Origin of the sequence: Nonomuraea sp. NPDC049758 (genome assembly GCF_040674635.1) — a bacterium.
Classification (GTDB): Bacteria; Actinomycetota; Actinomycetes; order Streptosporangiales; family Streptosporangiaceae; genus Nonomuraea.
In genome coordinates this window covers 247860-264691 of the sequence record NZ_JBFAMZ010000007.1, presented here as the reverse complement: position 1 = coordinate 264691, position 16832 = coordinate 247860, and the positions used below count along the sequence as shown (strand labels likewise).

Sequence of the window (16832 nt, the reverse complement as noted above, 5' to 3'; positions counted from 1 at the left end):
GTCAGAAGCGCGGCCGGCACTCCGCGGCCAGCCTCTCGACCGGCACCGGGCCCGCCTGACGGCCGTCCCGCAGCCGGACGGACGGCACGCCGCCGGCCACCTCGCGCGGCCCCACCACGAGCTGGTACGGCACCAGCCGGTGCGCCCTGATCCTGGCCCCGAGGCTGCCCCGGTCCGCAGGCGCCAGCTCGGCCCGCAGCCCGGCGGCCACCGCCCGCCGCAGCAGGTCCTCGGCCGCCGGGAGCTCGGCGTCCGACAGCGGCAGCACGACCGCCTGCACGGGCGCCAGCCACGCCGGGAACGCGCCGCCGTGCACCTCGATCAGGTGCGCGACCAGGCGCTCGATCCCGCCGACCACGCTGCGGTGCACCATGACGGGACGCCGCCCGCCCGCGTACGACAGCTCGAAGCGCTCGGGCTGGTACAGATCCACCTGGACGGTCGACAGGGTGCTCTCGCGGCCCGCCGGGTCGGCGATCTGGATGTCGATCTTCGGGCCGTAGAAGGCGCCCTCGCCGCGCTCCTCGTCGTAGACGCGGCCGCGTTCCTGAAGCACCTCGCGCAGCACGGCCTCCGAGCGCGCCCACATCGCGGGGTCGTCCACGAACTTGCCGCCCTCGCCGCGCAGCGAGAGCCGGTAGCGGGCGGCCTGGATGCCGAGCTGGGCGTGCGCGGCCTCGATCAGGTCGAGCGCGGCCGACACCTCGGCCGCCGCCTGCTCCGGCGCGCAGAACACGTGGCCGTCGTTGAGCTGGATGGCCCGGACCCTGGTCAGGCCGCCGAGCACGCCGGACAGCTCCGAGCGGTACATGCCGCCGAGCTCGGCCACGCGCAGCGGCAGCTCCCGGTGGCTGCGCCCGCGCGAGCGGTAGATCAGCGCGTGGTGCGGGCACAGGCTGGGCCGCAGCACGAACTCCTCGCCGCCCACGTTCATGGGCGGGAACATGTCCTCGGCGTAGTGCGCCCAGTGACCCGACCGTTCGTACAGCTCGCGTTTGCCGAGCACGGGGGAGTTGACGTGCACGTAGCCGTGGCGGCGTTCGAGCTCGTGGACGTAGTCCTCCACGGCCTTGCGCACGGCGGCACCGGCGGGCAGCCAGTAGGGCAGACCGGAGCCGATCAGCGGGTCGGTGCCGAAGATCTCCAGCTCGCGGCCGAGCCTGCGGTGGTCGTTCATGATCGTCCTTTGCGGTGAAAGGGCGAACGACCAGCTCCCGGGCGCCCGCCCGGGATGCATGGAATCAGCGCGCCGGGACCGTGTCCGGCGTCGTCGTGACGAGAGCGCGCTGCATGCCTGCCACCGTAGCACCGCGGCGGTCGTGAAGAAAATCTTCAAGAGCAGGGCAAGGAATGGCAAATGATATAAAAGAGCCGTGGCTGAGATCACCTTGAGCGTCCGCCAGTTGCAGGCGTTCGCCGAGGTCGGCTACCAGGTCGCGGGCGGTGGCGGCGCGCACGCGGCGATGGCGGCGCTGCGCCAGGTGGTCCCGCTCGACGCCTACGAGTTCGTCGCCTTCGACCCCGCCACCGGCCGGCACCACAGCGTCGTCTCCGACGGCCACCGCCGTATCGACCGCGACGCCGCCGAGGAGTACGCCGCGCTCGACGCCTGCCGCGAGGCCATCGCCGGGCGGCGGCCGGTGCCCATGCCGCAGCCGGGCACCGAACGGTACTTCCGCCGCCACCTGGCCCCCTACGGATGGCGGGCCGGGCTGACCGCGCCGCTGTTCCTCGCCGACGGCGGCCGCTACACCGGCCTGCTCCACCTGGCCGCCAAAGACGCCTTCCCGCTGCTGGCCGGCGCCCTGGTCGCCGCCGTGAGCCCGATGCTCGCGCACGTCACCGACCTGACCCGGTGCGTGATCGACCCCGCCGGGCTGCCGCCCGACTTCCGCGCGGTCGCCTTCGACCGGCTCGGCGAGCGCCGCGCGGTGCCCGGCCACGAGGTCTCCCGCGAACTGTGGGACGACCCCGCCATGGCGGCCTTCGCGCGCGCGTTCATCGACTCGCGCGAGCTGAGCCGGCGCGGCCTGTGGCTCGACGGCGGCGGCCGCTGGCACGAGGTGCGGCTGCTGCGGGCCGGCGTCGGCTACCAGGGCTCGCTGCAGGGCGCGGTCGCCGCCGAACGGCCCTGCCCGCTGCCCTACGACCTGACCGGCCGCGAGGTCGACGTGCTCACCCGGGTCGCGGCCGGCGACTCCAACCCGCAGATCGCGGCCTGCCTGGTGCTGAGCGTCCGGACGGTGACCACCCATCTGGAGCACATCTTCGCCAAGCTGGGCTGCGACAGCCGGACCAGGCTCACCACGAAGGCGCTGGCCGAAGGGTTGTGCCGGCTCGACCTGTGACGCACGGCTCCGGCCCGGCGGGCACGCGGGCCTGCGTCAGCTCGAACCAGACGGTCGTCGAGCCCCCTTCGCGGACGAACCCCCAGCGGTGGCTGAGCGCCTCGACCAGCGGCAGCCCCCGGCCGCTGGTCGCCTGGAGAGCGGTCCGGCACACGCACGGCGGGCCGTCCGCGCCGCCGTCGGCCACGCACACCCGGACCGTGGTGTCCGAGCTGAGCACCGACACCGTGAACGAGCCGCCGTCCCCGGACCTGGTGTGCAGGATCGCGTTCGTGGCCAGCTCGCTGGTCAGCAGCACCACCTCGTCATGGAAGGGATGATCGCGGCCGAGCGCGTCCGTCACGAGCCCCCTGGCCCGCGAGACCTGGGACGCGACCCCCGGAAGCCGGACCGCGAGGTCGCGGAACCCGGGCGTCTCACCCCCGTCGGCATGGTCTGAGTCCCTCGACGCCACGGCGACCTCCCCCGAATCAGGTGACGTCATGAGACGCGCGGGCAGGGGGCGAGAGATTATCGCGAAAAGGTAGGAATGCTCTTTCCAAGGTCGCCTGCACGACCTGCCGCGGCGACCGAGTACGCTGCGATCGACGAGTCGTCTAGGCCCGTGGGGGAGCAAAGCGTGCACAGCAGCCTACTCGCCCGGCCGTCGGAGGAGGTCGCGTGAGCAGCCTGGAGGCCGTCTGGGTGGAGCCGTACGACCGGCCCGGGGCGGCCGTCGTGACCGGCGTCTTCGACATCCTGCACGTCGGCCACGTGCGCTACCTGGGCGCCGTGGCCGCCCGCGGGCTGCCCCTGGTGGTCGGCGTGGAGGACGATCCGCGCGTGCGGGCGTGGAAGGGGCCCAGCCGGCCGTTCAACCCGGCGGCGGAGCGGGCCGAGGTGCTGGCCGCGCTGCGCTGCGTGGCCGGCGTCTTCGTGGTGGCCGGGCCGCCCGACGCCCACGGCCCCGAGGACTACATCGACCTGCTCGCGCCGATGCGGCCCGGTGCGCTGGCCCACACGGCCGGCGACCCGCACGCGGGCGCGCGGGCCACGGCGGCGGCCATCCTGGGCGCCGAGTGCTGGGAGATGGCGGCCATCCCCGACCGCTCCACGACCCGCATCGTGAACGCCGCCGGCAAGGGCTGACCGGGCGGCCCCGGAGCGGCCGGGGCGTCGCTGAAACGGGCAGCAGCCATGATCGCGTAATCTTTCATGCCATGATGGCCGACCTGGTGGCGAAGCGGGTGACGAACCTGCTGGCACCGCAAGTGCTGGTGATCGTCATGCCGCCCGCCGTGGGCCTGCTCGCCCAGGGATGGGCCGGCGCGGCCTGGGGGCTGGTGGCCTCGGCGTTCTGCGGCGGCGTGCCGGCGGCGGTGATCGCGCTCGGCGTGCGCTCGGGGCGGCTCGACTCCCATCACATCGTCGACCGGGCCCGCCGCACGGGCCCGCTGCTGGCCGCCGTGGCCGCCGTGCTGGTCGCGCTCGCGCTGCTGGTCGTGCTGGGCGCGCCGCGGCTGCTGGTGGCCACGGTGACCGCGATGCTGGTCGCCCTGGCGGTGACCGTGCCGATCACCACCCGCTGGAAGATCTCCTTCCACGCCGCCGTCTCGGCGGGCACGGTGGTGGTGCTGGCGCACGTGCTGCCCGCCGTGCCGGTGGCGATCGCCGGCGCGGCCGTGGTGGCTCTGGTGTGCTGGGCCAGGGTCCGTCTCGCCCATCACACGTGGGCGCAGGTCGCGGCGGGCGCGGTCACCGGCACGCTCACCACGTGGGTGACGCTGGCGCTGTTCGGGGTCTGAATGCCGGAATAGCCCCGCCGCCACGCGGGTTGGCGGGGACATGGATGCCACGAACCGGGGCCGGGTCCGCGTCGAGCGGTCGGCCAAGCGCGTGCGGACCTACCTGGGCGGCCGGCCGATCGCCGACACGACCCGGGCCCTGCTGGTGTGGGAAGGCCCCTTCTACCCCACCTACTACGTCCCCCTCCAGGACGTCGATGAGGCGGCGCTCAAGCCGACCGGCGTGTCCAGCCACTCCCCGAGCAGGGGTGACGCCGCCGTCCACACGGTCACCTCGGGCGCCGCGCAGGCCCCGGAGGCGGCGCTGGTCTACGACGACTCGCCGCTGGAGGAGATCCGCGGGCACGTGCGCTTCGACTGGGACGCCATGGACGCCTGGTTCGAGGAGGACGAGGAGGTCTACGTGCACGCCCGCGACCCGTACACGCGGGTGGACATCCTGCCGAGCTCGCGGCACATCCGGGTGGAGGTCGACGGCGTCACCGTGGCCGACTCGCGCAACGCCCGCATCCTGTTCGAGACCGGCCTCCCGGCCCGCTACTACCTGCCCAAGACCGACGTGCGGCTCGACCTGCTGGAGCACACCGACACCGCGACCCACTGCCCGTACAAGGGGACGGCGGAGTACTGGTCGGTCAACGGGAAGAAGGACCTGGCCTGGTCCTACCGCACGCCGCTGCCCGAGAGCGAGCGCGTGGCGGGGCTGATCGCCTTCTACAACGAGAAGCTGGACATCTTCCTCGACGGCGAGCGCGAGGAGCGTCCGCAGACCAAGTTCTCCTGACCGAGGGAGTGCGCCCCGCCGCTCAGGGCGGGGCGCACGCGGGCCTCAGGCGGCCGGCGACCAGTGCGGGTCGCGGCCGAGGTAGCGCAGCAGGGCGGCGACCTCGTCGCCGGAGGCGTCGTCCGGGAGCGCCGGGGCGTAGGCGCCCCACGGGCGCAGCGGGTCGGCGATCTGCCGGGCGACCTCCAGCAGCGGCCCGGCCATCTCCGGCGTCAGCGGTGACGGCTGACCCGTGGCCACGGCGATGTCCCAGGCGTGCACGGCCGCGTCGAGCGCGCACGCCGTCGAGCCCGCCCACGGCGACATCTTGTTCGGCGGCACCGGCGTGGGAACCTCGGCGGCGTCGCGGTCGACCGCGGCCCACGCCCTGGCCGAGCGGGTCAGCGCGTCATCGAGCTCGGCCGCCGGATCGGCGCCGGGCTCGGCGGGCGGGTCGAACGGGTTGAACGCCGGCCCGGCCTCGCCCGTGAGCGTGGCGGCGAAGCCGATCTGGTCGCCCACGGCGTGCTTGAAGACCTTGGTGACGCTCCACTCGGAGCACGGGGTCGGCAGGTCCCAGCCGCCGGCCGGGATGCCGCTGACGGCCTTGCGCAGCGCCTCGTGCGAGGCGTCCAGAACGTCCCAGCCGCTGATGATGTCGCCCATGTGGAGCTCCTTTCGAGATGACTCCATATTAGCAGAACGGAATAGTTTGTTCCACTAGTTGGCGACGGCCTGTGCGAGGCCGTCGATCAGCAGGTCCAGGGCCTGGTCGAAGTCGGCGGCCGGATCGACGCCGCCGTGCGTCCAGTGGAGCAGCCTGGCGAAGTGCGGCAGGCGGCCGGGGTCGAGGGCGCGGATGTAGACGCCCACCTGCTCCTCGCCGGCGTGCCGGCCGGGGGCGCCGCCGAAGCCGCCGGTGGACAGCAGCAGGGTGCCGAACACCAGGCCGTTCACGGCGGTCAGCGCCCGCCAGGCGCCCAGGTCGTCGAAGCCCGCCGCGTACAGCGTGCCGACCAGGCCGTCGAGGGTGCGCAGGGCGTGCGGTGAGGTCGGGTTGGACCGGTCGGTCGCCAGCGCCAGCGGGACCACCGGATGACGGCTGAACGCCCGGTGCATGTTGCGCGCCGTCGCGCGCAGCTGCTCCTGCCACGGCAGCTCCGGGTCGGGCGGCTCCACCTGGCGGAACACCAGCTCCACGATGCCGTCGACCAGGTCGGCCTTGTTCGAGACGTGGTTGTAGAGCGACATCGCCTCCACGCCCAGCACCTTGGCCAGCCGCCGCATCGACAGGCCGTCGAGGCCCTCGTTGTCGGCCAGCTCCAAGGCTGCGGCCAGCACTTTGTCCCGGTTCAGCGGCTCGCGCCGTGCCATCGGCTCTCCCTTCGCGCTTGACAGAGCTTACGGTGTACGTGCTCTACTTACGACGTAAGCATACGGCGTAAGTAAGGAGTCGGCATGACCGACGTGATCATCGTGGGCGGCGGGCCGGTGGGGCTGCTGCTGGCCTGCGAGCTCCGGCTCGGCGGCGCGCGGCCGCTGGTCCTGGAGGCGGCCACCGGCGCGGAACGCGTGACCCGCAGCCTCGGCCTGCGCTCGCTCAACGCCCGCACCCTGCACTCGCTGGAGCTGCGCGGGCTGGTGCGGCCGCTGGCCGAGGCGCAGTGGCGGATGCTCGACGAGCTGGCCGCCGGCCCCGAGCCGGACCGCTCCGACATGGTCGGCATGATGACCGAGCTGCTGCGGAAGGGCGTGATGCGCGGCCACTTCGCCGGCCTGCCGCTGCTGGCGCAGGACGGCACGGCCGAGTACGTCATGCTCAAGCAGCACCGGATCGAGGCCGTGCTGGCCGCGCGGGCCGCCGAGCTCGGCGTGCCGGTCAGCCACGGCCGCGCCGTCGTGGACGTCACCGCGCACGCCGACCGCGTGGTGGCCACCCTGGCGGACGGCGAGCGCGTCGAGGCCGCCTACCTGGTGGGCTGCGACGGCGGGCGGAGCCTGGTGCGCAAGCGGTCCGGGTTCGCCTTCTCCGGCACGCCCGCCACCATGACCGGCAGGACGGCCGTGGCCACGCTGACCGGCCCAGGGGTGGTCGGCTCGTCCCTGCGCAGCCCGGGCGGGCTGGTGAACCTGTCGCTGGTGCCCGGGGAGATCGCGACCATCGAGTTCGACGGCGGCCCCGGCGACACGTCGTCCGGGCGGGACGCGCTGGTGACCGCCGAGGAGCTGGCGGGCAGCCTGCGCCGGGTGACCGGGCAGGACGTCGGGGTCGCCCGCCTGGAGGCCGGCATCCGCTACAGCGACAACACCCGGCACGCCGACTCCTACCGCAAGGGACGCGTCCTGCTGGCGGGGGACGCCGCCCACGTGCACTCGCCGATCGGCGGCCAGGGGCTCAACCTGGGGCTGCAGGACGCCGTCAACCTGGGCTGGAAACTGGCGCTGGTCGCCCGCGGCGCGGCCCCGGAGAGCCTGCTGGACACCTACACCGGCGAGCGTCACCCGGTGGCGGCCCGCGTGCTGCGCAACACCCGCGCCCAGGTGGCGGCGATGCGCCCGGGAGCCCAGGTGGACGCGCTGCGCGAGGTGCTGGCCGAGGTGATGGCGCTGCCGGACGCCGAGCGCCACTTCACCCGCATGGTCGAGGGCACCGACGTCGACTACGCGCCCGCCGCGCCCGACCCCCGCGTGGGCCGCTTCACCCCGTCCCTGACCGCCACCCCGCTGCCGGACGCGCGAGCCGCGACGGCGGAACGGGCCGGGCGGCCGGTCGCGGAGCTGCTGCGGGACGGGCGGGGGCTGCTGCTCGACCTGTCCGGCGGCGCGGGCGCGCCGGCGGACGCTCTGGCGGGGCACCGCGACCGCGTGCGCCCGGCCGTGGCCGACGTGCCCCAGGCCGGGGGCGGGGCGCTGCTCGTCCGTCCCGACGGTTACGTCGCCTGGGCGGGCGGGAGCGGCCTGGAGGAGGCGCTGACCGCCTGGTTCGGCCCGGCGGCCTGAGCCGGGCCGGGACGGTCAGGTGAGCAGGCGGGTCAGCACGCGGGTGCCGAACTCCAGGCCCTCCACCGGCACCCGCTCGTCCTTGCCGTGGAACATGCCGAAGTAGTCCAGGTCGGGCCGGAGCATGAGCGGGGCGAAGCCGTACCCCTGGATGCCGATGGTGGCGAAGGACTTGGCGTCGGTGCCGCCGCTCATCACGTACGGGACCGGCCGCGCCTGCGGATCCTCGGCCACCAGCGCCCCCACCAGCTCGTCGAAGAACGCCGACGGGTACGGCGCGGCGGGCGCCTCCTCCAGGTTCACGAACTCGCGGGTGATCTTCGGCCCGAGCAGCTCGTCGATCGTCGCGAGGAACTCCTCCTGCAGGCCCGGCAGGTACCGGCCGTCCACGTGCGCCGAGGCCGTCGAGGGCACCACGTTGACCTTGTACCCGGCGTCCAGCATCGTCGGGTTCGCCGAGTTGCGGATCTGGCCGTGGAACAGCTCGCCGAGCGCGCCCAGCCGGTCGGCCTCGGCGTCCAGCCGGTCCAGGTCGATCGGCTGCCCGGTGATCTCCGACAGGCTCTCCAGGAGCGCGGCGACCGACGGCGTCAGGCGTACCGGCCACTGGTGCGCGGCGACCCGCGACAGGGCGTGGGCCAGCGTGGCGACGGGGTTGTCCACGGCGGGCCGCGAGCCGTGGCCCGCCACGCCGTGGGCGGTCACCTTCATCCAGGCGGTGCCGCGCTCGCCGACGGCGATCGGGTAGACGCGCCGCCCGCCGGCCTCGACGCTGAAGCCGCCCGACTCGCTGATGGCCTCGGTGACGCCGTCGAACAGGTGCCGGTACTCGGTCACCGCGTACCGGGAGCCGTGGTCGCCGGTCGCCTCCTCGTCGGCCAGGAAGGCCAGCACCAGGTCCCGCTTGGGCCGCACGCCGCGCGCCGCCATGTCCAGCACGGCCGCGAGCGTCATCGCGCACGAGCCCTTCATGTCCACCGCGCCCCGGCCGTACACGCAGCCGTCGGTGATCTCGCCGGAGAACGGGTGCATCCGCCACTCGGCGGGGTCGGCCGGCACCACGTCCAGGTGGCCGTGGACGAGCAGCGCGTCGGAGGAGTCGCCGTCGATCCTGGCCACGACGGTCGTCCGCCGGGGTTCCGACTCGAACACCACCGGCTCCAGCCCCGCGTCGGCCAGCAGCGTGGCCACGTACTCGGCCGCCGGGCGCTCGCCCGAGCCCGGGTTGGTGGTGTCGAACCTGATCAGGTCCGAGCAGATCTCGGCGACGCTCTTCACGCTCTCCCCTTCAGCGTCAGCGGCGGCACGCCGGGCGTCTCCAGGTCGAAGATCAGCCCGTAGAAGGCCAGCTCGGCCTCCAGCACCGCCACGATGGTCTCTTCCCTGCGCCAGCCGTGCTGCTCGCCGGCGAAGGTGAGCAGAGCCCACTGTTTGCCGTGCTTGTCCAGTTCGGCGGTGAATCGCTCGGCCTGGCTCACGTCCACGATCGCGTCCTCCAGACCGTGCAACATGAGGCATGGGCCCGATGCCCGGGCCGCGTTCAGGAGCGGCGAGCGGTCGGTGTACCGCTGCCGCGTCTCGGGCAACGGGCCCACCAGGCCGTCGAGGTAGCGCGACTCGAAGTCGTGCGTCTCGGCCGCCCAGCTCTCCGGGTCGGTGATCGCGTAGTGCGCGACGCCGCCCGCGAACACGTCGCTGTGCACCAGCGCGGCCACCGTGGTCCAGCCGCCGGCGCTGCCGCCCCGGATCGCGATCCTGGCCGCGTCCGCCAGGCCGAGCTGCACCAGCCCGCGCGCCACCTTCGCGCAGTCCTGGACGTCCACCACTCCCCACTGGTGCCGCAGCCGCTCGCGGTAGGCCCGGCCGTAACCGGTGGAGCCGCCGTAGTTCACCACGGCCACGCCGATCCCTCTGCTGGTGAAGTAGGCGACCTCCAGGTCCAGCACGACCGGCGTGTTCCCGGTCGGGCCGCCGTGCACGAAGATCACGTACGGCGCCGGCCCGGCGACCCCCGCCGGCGGGTGGAGATGGGCGTGCACGCCCTCGATCGTCACCGCCTCCGGCGTGGGCAGCAGCGCCCGGTCCGGCAGCGGCTTGGGGGCCGAGACGACCTCGTGCCCGCCGGTGGCGAGATCGACCAGCGTCACCTCCAGCGGCGTGTACGGCGTCGCCCCCACCGCCACCGCCTTGCCCCCGGCCGCCGACACCGTCGAGGCCCAGTACGTGTGCCCGTCCCCGCCGATCTCGCGCAGGCCGCCCGTCGCCGGGTCGAGCACGCCCAGGCGGCGGTGGTCGGCGGTGCCGTACACGACGACCAGCTGCTCGCCCGCCGGGGCCAGGCAGGCCAGGCCCGGCTTCCAGGCCGCCGCGCCGAACTCCAGCTCCACGGGGGTGAGGTTGCGCGAGGGGGAGCCGTCGAGGTGCACGAGGTGCACGTTCCACCAGCCGGTCGGGTCGGTGATGGCGTACAGGGACTCCTCGTCGCGCCACTCGGCCTGCGTCACCGACTCCTCGGGGCCGCCGGCGACGACCCGGTGGGGGCCCGCGACGCCGTCCGGGGACAGGTCGGCCACGCACAGCTCGGTGCCGTCCCAGGGCATGTCGGGGTGGTTCCAGCCGATCCAGGCGATCCGGGCGCCGCCGGGGGACAGGCGGGGGTTCATCAGGAAATGGTGGGCGCGGGCGACGACCCTGAGCGGGCCGCCGTCCAGGGGGACCGCGACCAGGTCACGCGCGTCGTCGATCTCGCGGACCGCCCACACCTCGTCGCGGCCGGGCGGCAGGTAGAGGTCGCCGTACCGGGCCGGGCCCCCGGGCGTCAGGGCGACCGGCTCGGCGGCCGTCCCCGAAGAGGCGTCCAGGCGGTAGAGCCGCTGGTCGGCCCAATGGGTGAAGACCAGGCCACCGCCCGGCAGCGGGCGCCAGGAGCGGCCGCCGTACTCGACCAGGCGGTTGCGGGCGTTCCAGCCCTGAGGCAGCGCGTCGGCGCGCGAGCCGTCGGGCAGGCGGCGCACCACGCAGCGCCTGCCGCCCTCGTGCGGGCGCGGCTCGTCCCACCACACCTCCACGCCCTCGGGCGTGGCGACGGCCTCCACCCACTGGGGGCCGCCGTCGGTACGCGCCACATCGATCGGTCGAATACTCATGAAAGATCACCAATTGCCGTTGGTACAGGGAGGCAGCGGGTGCCCGGGCGGATGGAGGACGTACACGATGCCGCCGCTGCCCGAGCTCCTCAGCCACACGTTCTCGAACGCTGCCCGCGGGTAGATCCGCCGAACCTCGCCGTCCGCGGGCGCGGCGGGGTCGTTGACGACGACGTCGCCCGCGGCGGTGAAGCCGGTGACGACGAGGATGTGGCCGTTCGTGGAGTAGCCGGAGCCGGGCAGCTCGTGGGCCCGGAACGACAGCGAGGCGATCACCGGGATCCCCGCCAGGACGAACGCCTCCAGCTCGGCCGCCGACAGCAGCCTGGTCACGAAGCCGGTCAGCCCGTAACGCCCGGCGTAGGCCACGCTGAACGGCCAGTTCCCGGTGCCCTGGTAGCTGTCGTCGTAGGTGCCCATGGCCGCGTGGTCCACCGCCGGGGCGGGGTCGTCCGCGCCCACCCAGGCCAGCTCGCCGGGCTCGGGGCCGCGGCCCCAGAAGGCCAGCACCATCGCCACCGAGGCGGGGCTGCACCAGTTCGCGCCGCCGCCGTCCCAGCGCGGGTGGTGCCCGGCGTGCGCGTACTGGGAGTGGCCGGGCACGTCCAGCTCGACGTGCCCGGCCACCCCGGGCGTGCTCACCGTGACCGGACGCTGCGGCAGGGCCGAGGCCAGCACGCCGAGAGAGGTCATCCGCGCGCCCTCGCCGCGCGCGGTGACCCTCAGCTGGAACGCCACGACCGGCCGCCTGGCCACGAACGTGTCCACGGCCACGTCGCCGTCCTCGTCGCCCTGGCCGGGCACCGAGGTGCGCGGCCCGTGCTCGGACCACCGGCCCATGACGTACCACTTGGTCAGCGTGCCCGCCCCGGTCCTGGCCCGCAGCTCCACCTCGACCCCGCCGCCCGGCGGGGTGCGCGCGGTCCACGAGGGCACGAGCTGGGTGGCCGCGAAGCCGACCCGGTGTTCCTCGCTGGTCCACGTGCCTCCGGGCACGGTGAGACGGGTGAAGGCGACGCGCGCCAGATCGACGGTGAGCACCAGCCATATTGTGGTTTCACACCCGGTGTCGCACATCGGTTGGTTTACGTACCAGCCCGGACGTGCCCCCGGCGCGCGGGACGCCGGGGACGCGCGTGGCGCCCCCGGCGGAGCCGGATCAGAGGTAGAGACCGGTGGACTCGTCCGTGCCCGCCGGGGCGATCGCGCGGCCGGCGCGCAGGGCGTACAGCTCGGCGAGCGTCGCCCCCGAGGCGCCCACGCCCTGCGACGACCCCAGCCAGGCGACGGCCTCGTCCCTGGTCAGCGGGCCCACCTCGATCTGCGCCAGGCACCGGCCCGGACGGATCACGGCCGGGTGCAGGCGGGTCAGGTCTTCGTTCGTGGTGATGGCCACCAGCACGTCGCGGCCCTGGCCGAGCAGGCCGTCGGTGAGGTTGAGCAGCCGCGACAGCCCCTGCCCCGCCTGGGCCTTGGCGCCCGAGCTGATCAGCTCGTCGCAGTCCTCCAGCACCAGCAGCCGCCACCGCTGCGTGTCGTCGTCGGTGTCGTAGCCGACCGCCACCTCCATCAGGTAGCCCGGGTCGTTGAACAGCCGCTCGGGATCGAGCACGCAGTCGACCTGGCACCAGTCGTGCCACTGCTTGGCCAGCGTGCGCAGCAGCGTGGTCTTGCCGGTGCCGGGCTGGCCGTGCAGCAGGATGAGCCGGCCGTTGACGTCGGCGGGCGTGGTCGCCATCAGGCGGCCGAGCGCCGGGCGCACCTGCGCCGAGTAGTTCGTGCCGATCTCGTCCCACGGCTGGGCGGTGATCGGCTTCTCCGACCGGTTGCCGCCGTGGGAGCCGCGCCACCAGAAGCCCATCTCGACGTGGTCGGCGTCGGGCATCGGCTCCTCGGCGCCGTCGATGCTCTCCTTCAGCACCGAGGCGGCCAGCTCCTCGCTCACCGCCGTCACGCTCACCGTGGCGGTGCGGTTGCGGTGCCGCACGACCCGCAACGTCCAGCCCTCGCCGCAGATGAGCCGCGACTCCGAACCGTCCTCCACCTGCGCGGTGCGCAGCATCCGGCCCTCGGCCGGCTGCAACCGCGCGTCCGGACGTACGCGCTCCAGATTGGCCAGCTTGGACCAGGGCTGGACGCCGGTCGCGAACGGCGACAACGCCAGGGCGTCGATGACGTCGATCGCTGAGTCGGCGTCGTCGATCCAGATGTTCATCGGCAGCTCGGACGAGGAGTCCGCGCTGGGGAACGGCACCTCCCTGATCACAGACATAGGTAAAGGATCTCCTTCGTGGGCTCGGATGTCGAAGGGTTATACGAGTGGTTCGGTCACTTCTTGCCGAGATCGCCGGTCTGGGTGACCATGCCCAGGCCGGGTACGTCCCGCCAGGTGTAGGTGAGAGTGTCGCCTTCAAGCTCCAGCCAGACAGTACCCGGGATGCAGCCGCCCGTGGACGTCCCGAGGGAGAAAGTCAGCCGGTCCGGGCGCACCTCGGTCAGGGTGATCGTGGCGGCGCAGTCGACCTGGGAGTCCTTCTCCGTCCAGGCCGCCTGCGACTGGCCGGCCTTCAGTTCCACCGTGTTCTCGGCGCCGTCGGGGTCGAGCGGGTTGGTGGTGTCGGTGTGGCCGGACCAGGTGCCGGCGAAGGCCGCCGGGATCTTCGGATCGCCGGTGCCGCCGGGGGTCGCGGTGGCCGGCGCCGTTGCCGTCCCTGAGGTGGCGGCGGGTGTGGCGGGGCCGGTGGCCGTGGACGGCGGGGTGGAGAGGGCGGCGGCGGCCGTGGACGGCGGCGGCGTGGACAGGGTGGCGGTCGAGCCGGGCGTGCGGGTGGTCAGCAGGACCACGCCGCCGGCCACGGCCAGGGCCAGCAGGGCCGCTCCGGCGCCGACGAGGGCGCGGCGTCCCCGATTTCGGGCCGCGCGGCTCTCGCGCGTGTCGGCCGCCCCCGGATCGCCCCTCAGAGCCCCCGCACCCGGTCCCGCTCCTGGTCCCGCTCCCGTGGCCGGGGTGGGGGAGACCAGGGTCATCAGGAGGGCGGCGGCCGTCGGGCGGCGGGCGGGGTCCTTGGCCAGGGCGCCGGCGACCGGCCCGCGCAGCCGGGGCGGCAGCGCCGACAGGTCGGGCTCGGCGTGCAGCACCCGGTGCAGGACCGCCGGCACGGTGTCCGCCCCGAACGGGCTGACCCCCGTGGCCGCGTAGACCATCGTCGCCCCCCACGCGAACACGTCGGAGGCCCCGGAGGCGGGCGAGCCCGCGATCTGCTCCGGCGACAGGTACGCGGGCGTGCCGACCAGCCCCGAGGTGTGCGTCGCCGCCCCCTCGGCCCTGGCGATGCCGAAGTCCACCACCCGCGGCCCGTCCGGCCCGAGCAGCACGTTGGACGGCTTGAAGTCACGGTGGACGACCCCGGCCGCGTGGATGGCCGCCAGCGCGGTGGCCGTGCCGACCGCCAGGCGTTCCAGCTCCCCGCCGCGCAGCGGGCCGCACCCGGCGGCGTTCCCGGCGGCGTTCCCGGCCACCCGGTCGGCCAGCGAGGGCCCGTCCACGAACTCGCTCACCACGTACGGCCGCGAGCCCCGCGTCGAGACGCCGAGCACGCGGGCCGTGCAGAAGGAGGCGATCGACTCCAGCGCGTCGAGCTCGCGCGCCAGCCTGGCCCGGGTCTCCTGGTCACCGGCGTTGAGCAGCTTGACCGCGACCGGCTCACCGGAGGCGGAGCGGGCCAGGTAGACCACGCCCTGCCCGCCCTCGCCCAGACGCCCGGCCAGGCGGAAATCGCCCAGGAACGCCGGATCGTCCGGTGTGAGGGGGATCACCATGGCGGCTACGTTACCGGTCGCCATGCGGAAGCCAAGATCGCCCGGTACCTTGTGACGTCGGTTTAAATCACTCCTTACACGGAGGTATCGGGGAAGTGTCGAGGATCACGGTCCGCGAACGGGCGCGGTACTGGTTCGACAACACCATGTCCAGGGGAACGGCCTCGCTCATCGGCTGGCTCGCGGTGGTGTCGGTCGCGCTCATCCTCGTGGTGGCCGCGCTCACCCTCTGGCTCGCGCCCGACGAGCCCGACGGCGTCAGCGGCCCCGGGCAGGTGCTGTGGGTGGCCCTCATGCACGCCCTCACCCCCAGCAAGGTCGCCAGCGACAAGGGCTCGCTCGGCTACATGGCCGTCATGTTCGCCGGGTCGCTGGGCGGCATCTTCATCGTCAGCATGCTCGTCGGCCTGCTGTCCAACGGCCTCAAGCAGAAGGTGGACCGCCTGCGCAGAGGCCGCTCGCGCATCGTCGAGTCCGGCCACACCGTGGTGCTCGGCTGGTCCGACCAGATCTTCACGATCGTCACCGAACTCGTCAAGGCGCACGCCAGCCAGAAGGACTCGGTCATCGCCGTCCTGGCCGACCGCGACAAGCTCGCCATGGAGGAGGACATCCGCGAGCACGTCGGCGATCTCGGCAGGACCCGCCTGGTCTGCCGCACCGGACGTCCCACCGAGCCGCGCGACCTCGGCCTGATGAACCTCACCGCCGCCAGGTCCGTCGTCGTGCTCTCACCCGAGGGCGAGGACCCCGACGCGCACGTCATCAAGATCCTGCTCGCCCTGGCCAAGCGGGACGGCTCCCACCCGCCCGTGGTCGCCGCCCTGGCCTCCGCCCGCAACCTCGCCGCAGCGCGGCTGGCCGGCGGCGAGGACGTGCACCTCGTCGACTCCGACGACACCGCCTCCCGGCTGATCGTGCAGTCCTCCCGCCAGTCCGGCATGTCCGTCGTCTGCATGGACCTGCTCAACTTCGACGGCGGCGAGATCTACCTGCGCGCCGACGAGGAACTGGTCGGCGCCACTTACAGCAAGGCCCTGCACGCCTACGAGACCGCCGCTGTCATCGGCTTACGCGGCCCGGCCGGCGTCGTGCTCAACCCGCCCATGGACACCGTCATCACGGCCAAGGACCAGGTCGTCGTCATCGCCCACGACGACTCCCGCATCACCCTCGCCACCGGCGAGCCCCCGATCGACGAACAGGCCGTCACCACCGCCGCCGCCCCGCAGCCCGAGCCCGAACGCACCCTCCTGCTCAACTGGAACGGCCGCGCCGAGCAGATCGTGCGCTACCTGGACGGCTACGTCTCCACGGGCTCGGTCCTGGACATCGCCGCCGACCACCCCAAGGCCGGCACCGGCCTGACCGGGCTGCGCACCCTCACCGTCAACGTCAAGGACTGCGACACCACCGACCGGTACGCGCTGGAATCCCTCGGCGTCGGCCTCTACCAGCACGTCATCGTCCTGTCCGACGACCGCTTCGACCCCCACCACGCCGACACCCGCACGCTCATGACCCTGCTCCAGCTCCGCGACATGCAGAGCACGCTCGGCGAGCACTACTCGATCGTCAGCGAGATGCACGACGAGGGCAACCGGGCACTGGCCGAGGTCACCGAGGCCGACGACATCGTCATCAGCGACACCGTCATCGGCCTGCTGCTGGCCCAGCTCGCCGAGAACCGGCACCTCGCCGACGTGTTCGGCTACCTGTTCGACTCGCACGGCTCGGAGATCTACCCCCGGCCCGCCGACTCCTACGTCAGGACCGGCGCCGAGGTCACCTTCGCCACCATCGTCGAGGCGGCCCGGCGCAGGGGCGAGACCGCGATCGGCTACCGCGACAACGTCTCCAGGAACGTCCCGCCGCACTACGGCATCGTGCTGAACCCCGCCAAGAGCGACACCGTCGTCCTCGGCCGGCAGGACTCGGTGATCGTCCTGGCCGAACGCTGACCCCACGGCCC

15 protein-coding genes are annotated in these 16832 nt (G+C 73.6%); 6 read left to right on the top strand and 9 right to left on the bottom strand.

All coding sequences use genetic code 11. The annotated features are described in order from the left end of the window. Nucleotide 1 precedes the first annotated feature (1 nt). Nucleotides 2-1177 (bottom strand): threonine--tRNA ligase, encoded by a 1176-nt coding sequence (gene thrS / locus AB0J46_RS20750; protein WP_364334055.1) that lies wholly within the window; start codon nt 1175-1177, stop codon nt 2-4. Nucleotides 1178-1373: 196 nt separating this feature from the next. Here thrS and AB0J46_RS20745 point away from each other — a divergent pair, with 196 nt between their 5' ends. Next, nucleotides 1374-2348 carry a LuxR C-terminal-related transcriptional regulator gene (locus AB0J46_RS20745; protein WP_352328875.1) on the top strand — a complete coding sequence of 325 codons (975 nt, stop codon included), beginning with the start codon at nt 1374-1376 and terminating at the stop codon, nt 2346-2348. Here the strand turns inward: AB0J46_RS20745 and AB0J46_RS20740 are convergent. Beyond that, nucleotides 2302-2802, bottom strand: a complete 501-nt coding sequence (locus tag AB0J46_RS20740) for an ATP-binding protein (RefSeq protein WP_364334052.1) — start codon at nt 2800-2802, stop codon at nt 2302-2304. The two genes, AB0J46_RS20745 and AB0J46_RS20740, sit on opposite strands and share 47 nt — an antisense overlap. Nucleotides 2803-3008: 206 nt before the next feature. Between AB0J46_RS20740 and AB0J46_RS20735 the strand changes: the two genes are divergently transcribed. From AB0J46_RS20735 to AB0J46_RS20725, 3 genes are all read left to right on the top strand, one after another. Next, nucleotides 3009-3476 carry an adenylyltransferase/cytidyltransferase family protein gene (locus AB0J46_RS20735; protein WP_364334049.1) on the top strand — a complete coding sequence of 156 codons (468 nt, stop codon included), beginning with the start codon at nt 3009-3011 and terminating at the stop codon, nt 3474-3476. A 71-nt stretch (nt 3477-3547) separates the two neighbouring features. Continuing rightward, nucleotides 3548-4132, top strand: coding sequence for a hypothetical protein (locus tag AB0J46_RS20730; RefSeq protein WP_364334046.1), 585 nt, complete (start codon nt 3548-3550; stop codon nt 4130-4132). A gap of 40 nt (nt 4133-4172) precedes the next feature. Then, entirely contained in the window at nt 4173-4916 is a 744-nt protein-coding gene (locus AB0J46_RS20725) for a DUF427 domain-containing protein (protein WP_364334043.1), read from the top strand. 45 nt (nt 4917-4961) lie between these two features. Here the strand turns inward: AB0J46_RS20725 and AB0J46_RS20720 are convergent, their stop codons facing one another. Further along, nucleotides 4962-5561, bottom strand: coding sequence for a TIGR03086 family metal-binding protein (locus AB0J46_RS20720; protein ID WP_358293298.1), 600 nt, complete (start codon nt 5559-5561; stop codon nt 4962-4964). 54 nt (nt 5562-5615) lie between these two features. Further along, entirely contained in the window at nt 5616-6269 is a 654-nt protein-coding gene (locus tag AB0J46_RS20715) for a TetR/AcrR family transcriptional regulator C-terminal domain-containing protein (protein WP_364334039.1), read from the bottom strand. A gap of 84 nt (nt 6270-6353) precedes the next feature. Here AB0J46_RS20715 and AB0J46_RS20710 point away from each other — a divergent pair, with 84 nt between their 5' ends. Continuing rightward, nucleotides 6354-7895, top strand: coding sequence for an FAD-dependent monooxygenase (locus tag AB0J46_RS20710; RefSeq protein WP_364334036.1), 1542 nt, complete (start codon nt 6354-6356; stop codon nt 7893-7895). Nucleotides 7896-7910: 15 nt separating this feature from the next. Here the strand turns inward: AB0J46_RS20710 and AB0J46_RS20705 are convergent, their stop codons facing one another. From AB0J46_RS20705 to AB0J46_RS20685, 5 genes are all read right to left on the bottom strand, one after another. Next, nucleotides 7911-9173, bottom strand: coding sequence for a M20/M25/M40 family metallo-hydrolase (locus AB0J46_RS20705; protein WP_364334033.1), 1263 nt, complete (start codon nt 9171-9173; stop codon nt 7911-7913). Then, entirely contained in the window at nt 9170-11041 is a 1872-nt protein-coding gene (locus AB0J46_RS20700; protein WP_364334030.1) for a prolyl oligopeptidase family serine peptidase, read from the bottom strand. The genes AB0J46_RS20705 and AB0J46_RS20700 overlap by 4 nt, the downstream gene beginning before the upstream one ends. Nucleotides 11042-11047: 6 nt before the next feature. Continuing rightward, the gene (locus AB0J46_RS20695; protein WP_364334027.1) at nt 11048-12082 is read right to left on the bottom strand and encodes a C39 family peptidase; all 1035 of its coding nucleotides are present in this window, start codon (nt 12080-12082) and stop codon (nt 11048-11050) included. Nucleotides 12083-12200: 118 nt separating this feature from the next. Next, nucleotides 12201-13313: a DUF5925 domain-containing protein gene (locus AB0J46_RS20690; protein WP_358293268.1), complete on the bottom strand. Its 1113-nt coding sequence runs from the start codon at nt 13311-13313 to the stop codon at nt 12201-12203. 56 nt (nt 13314-13369) lie between these two features. Continuing rightward, entirely contained in the window at nt 13370-14860 is a 1491-nt protein-coding gene (locus AB0J46_RS20685; RefSeq protein ID WP_364334024.1) for a serine/threonine-protein kinase, read from the bottom strand. A 95-nt stretch (nt 14861-14955) separates the two neighbouring features. On the opposite strand from AB0J46_RS20685, the gene AB0J46_RS20680 reads away from it, so the two are divergent. Next, nucleotides 14956-16821 (top strand): potassium transporter TrkA, encoded by a 1866-nt coding sequence (locus AB0J46_RS20680; protein WP_364334021.1) that lies wholly within the window; start codon nt 14956-14958, stop codon nt 16819-16821. Nucleotides 16822-16832: the final 11 nt, after the last annotated feature.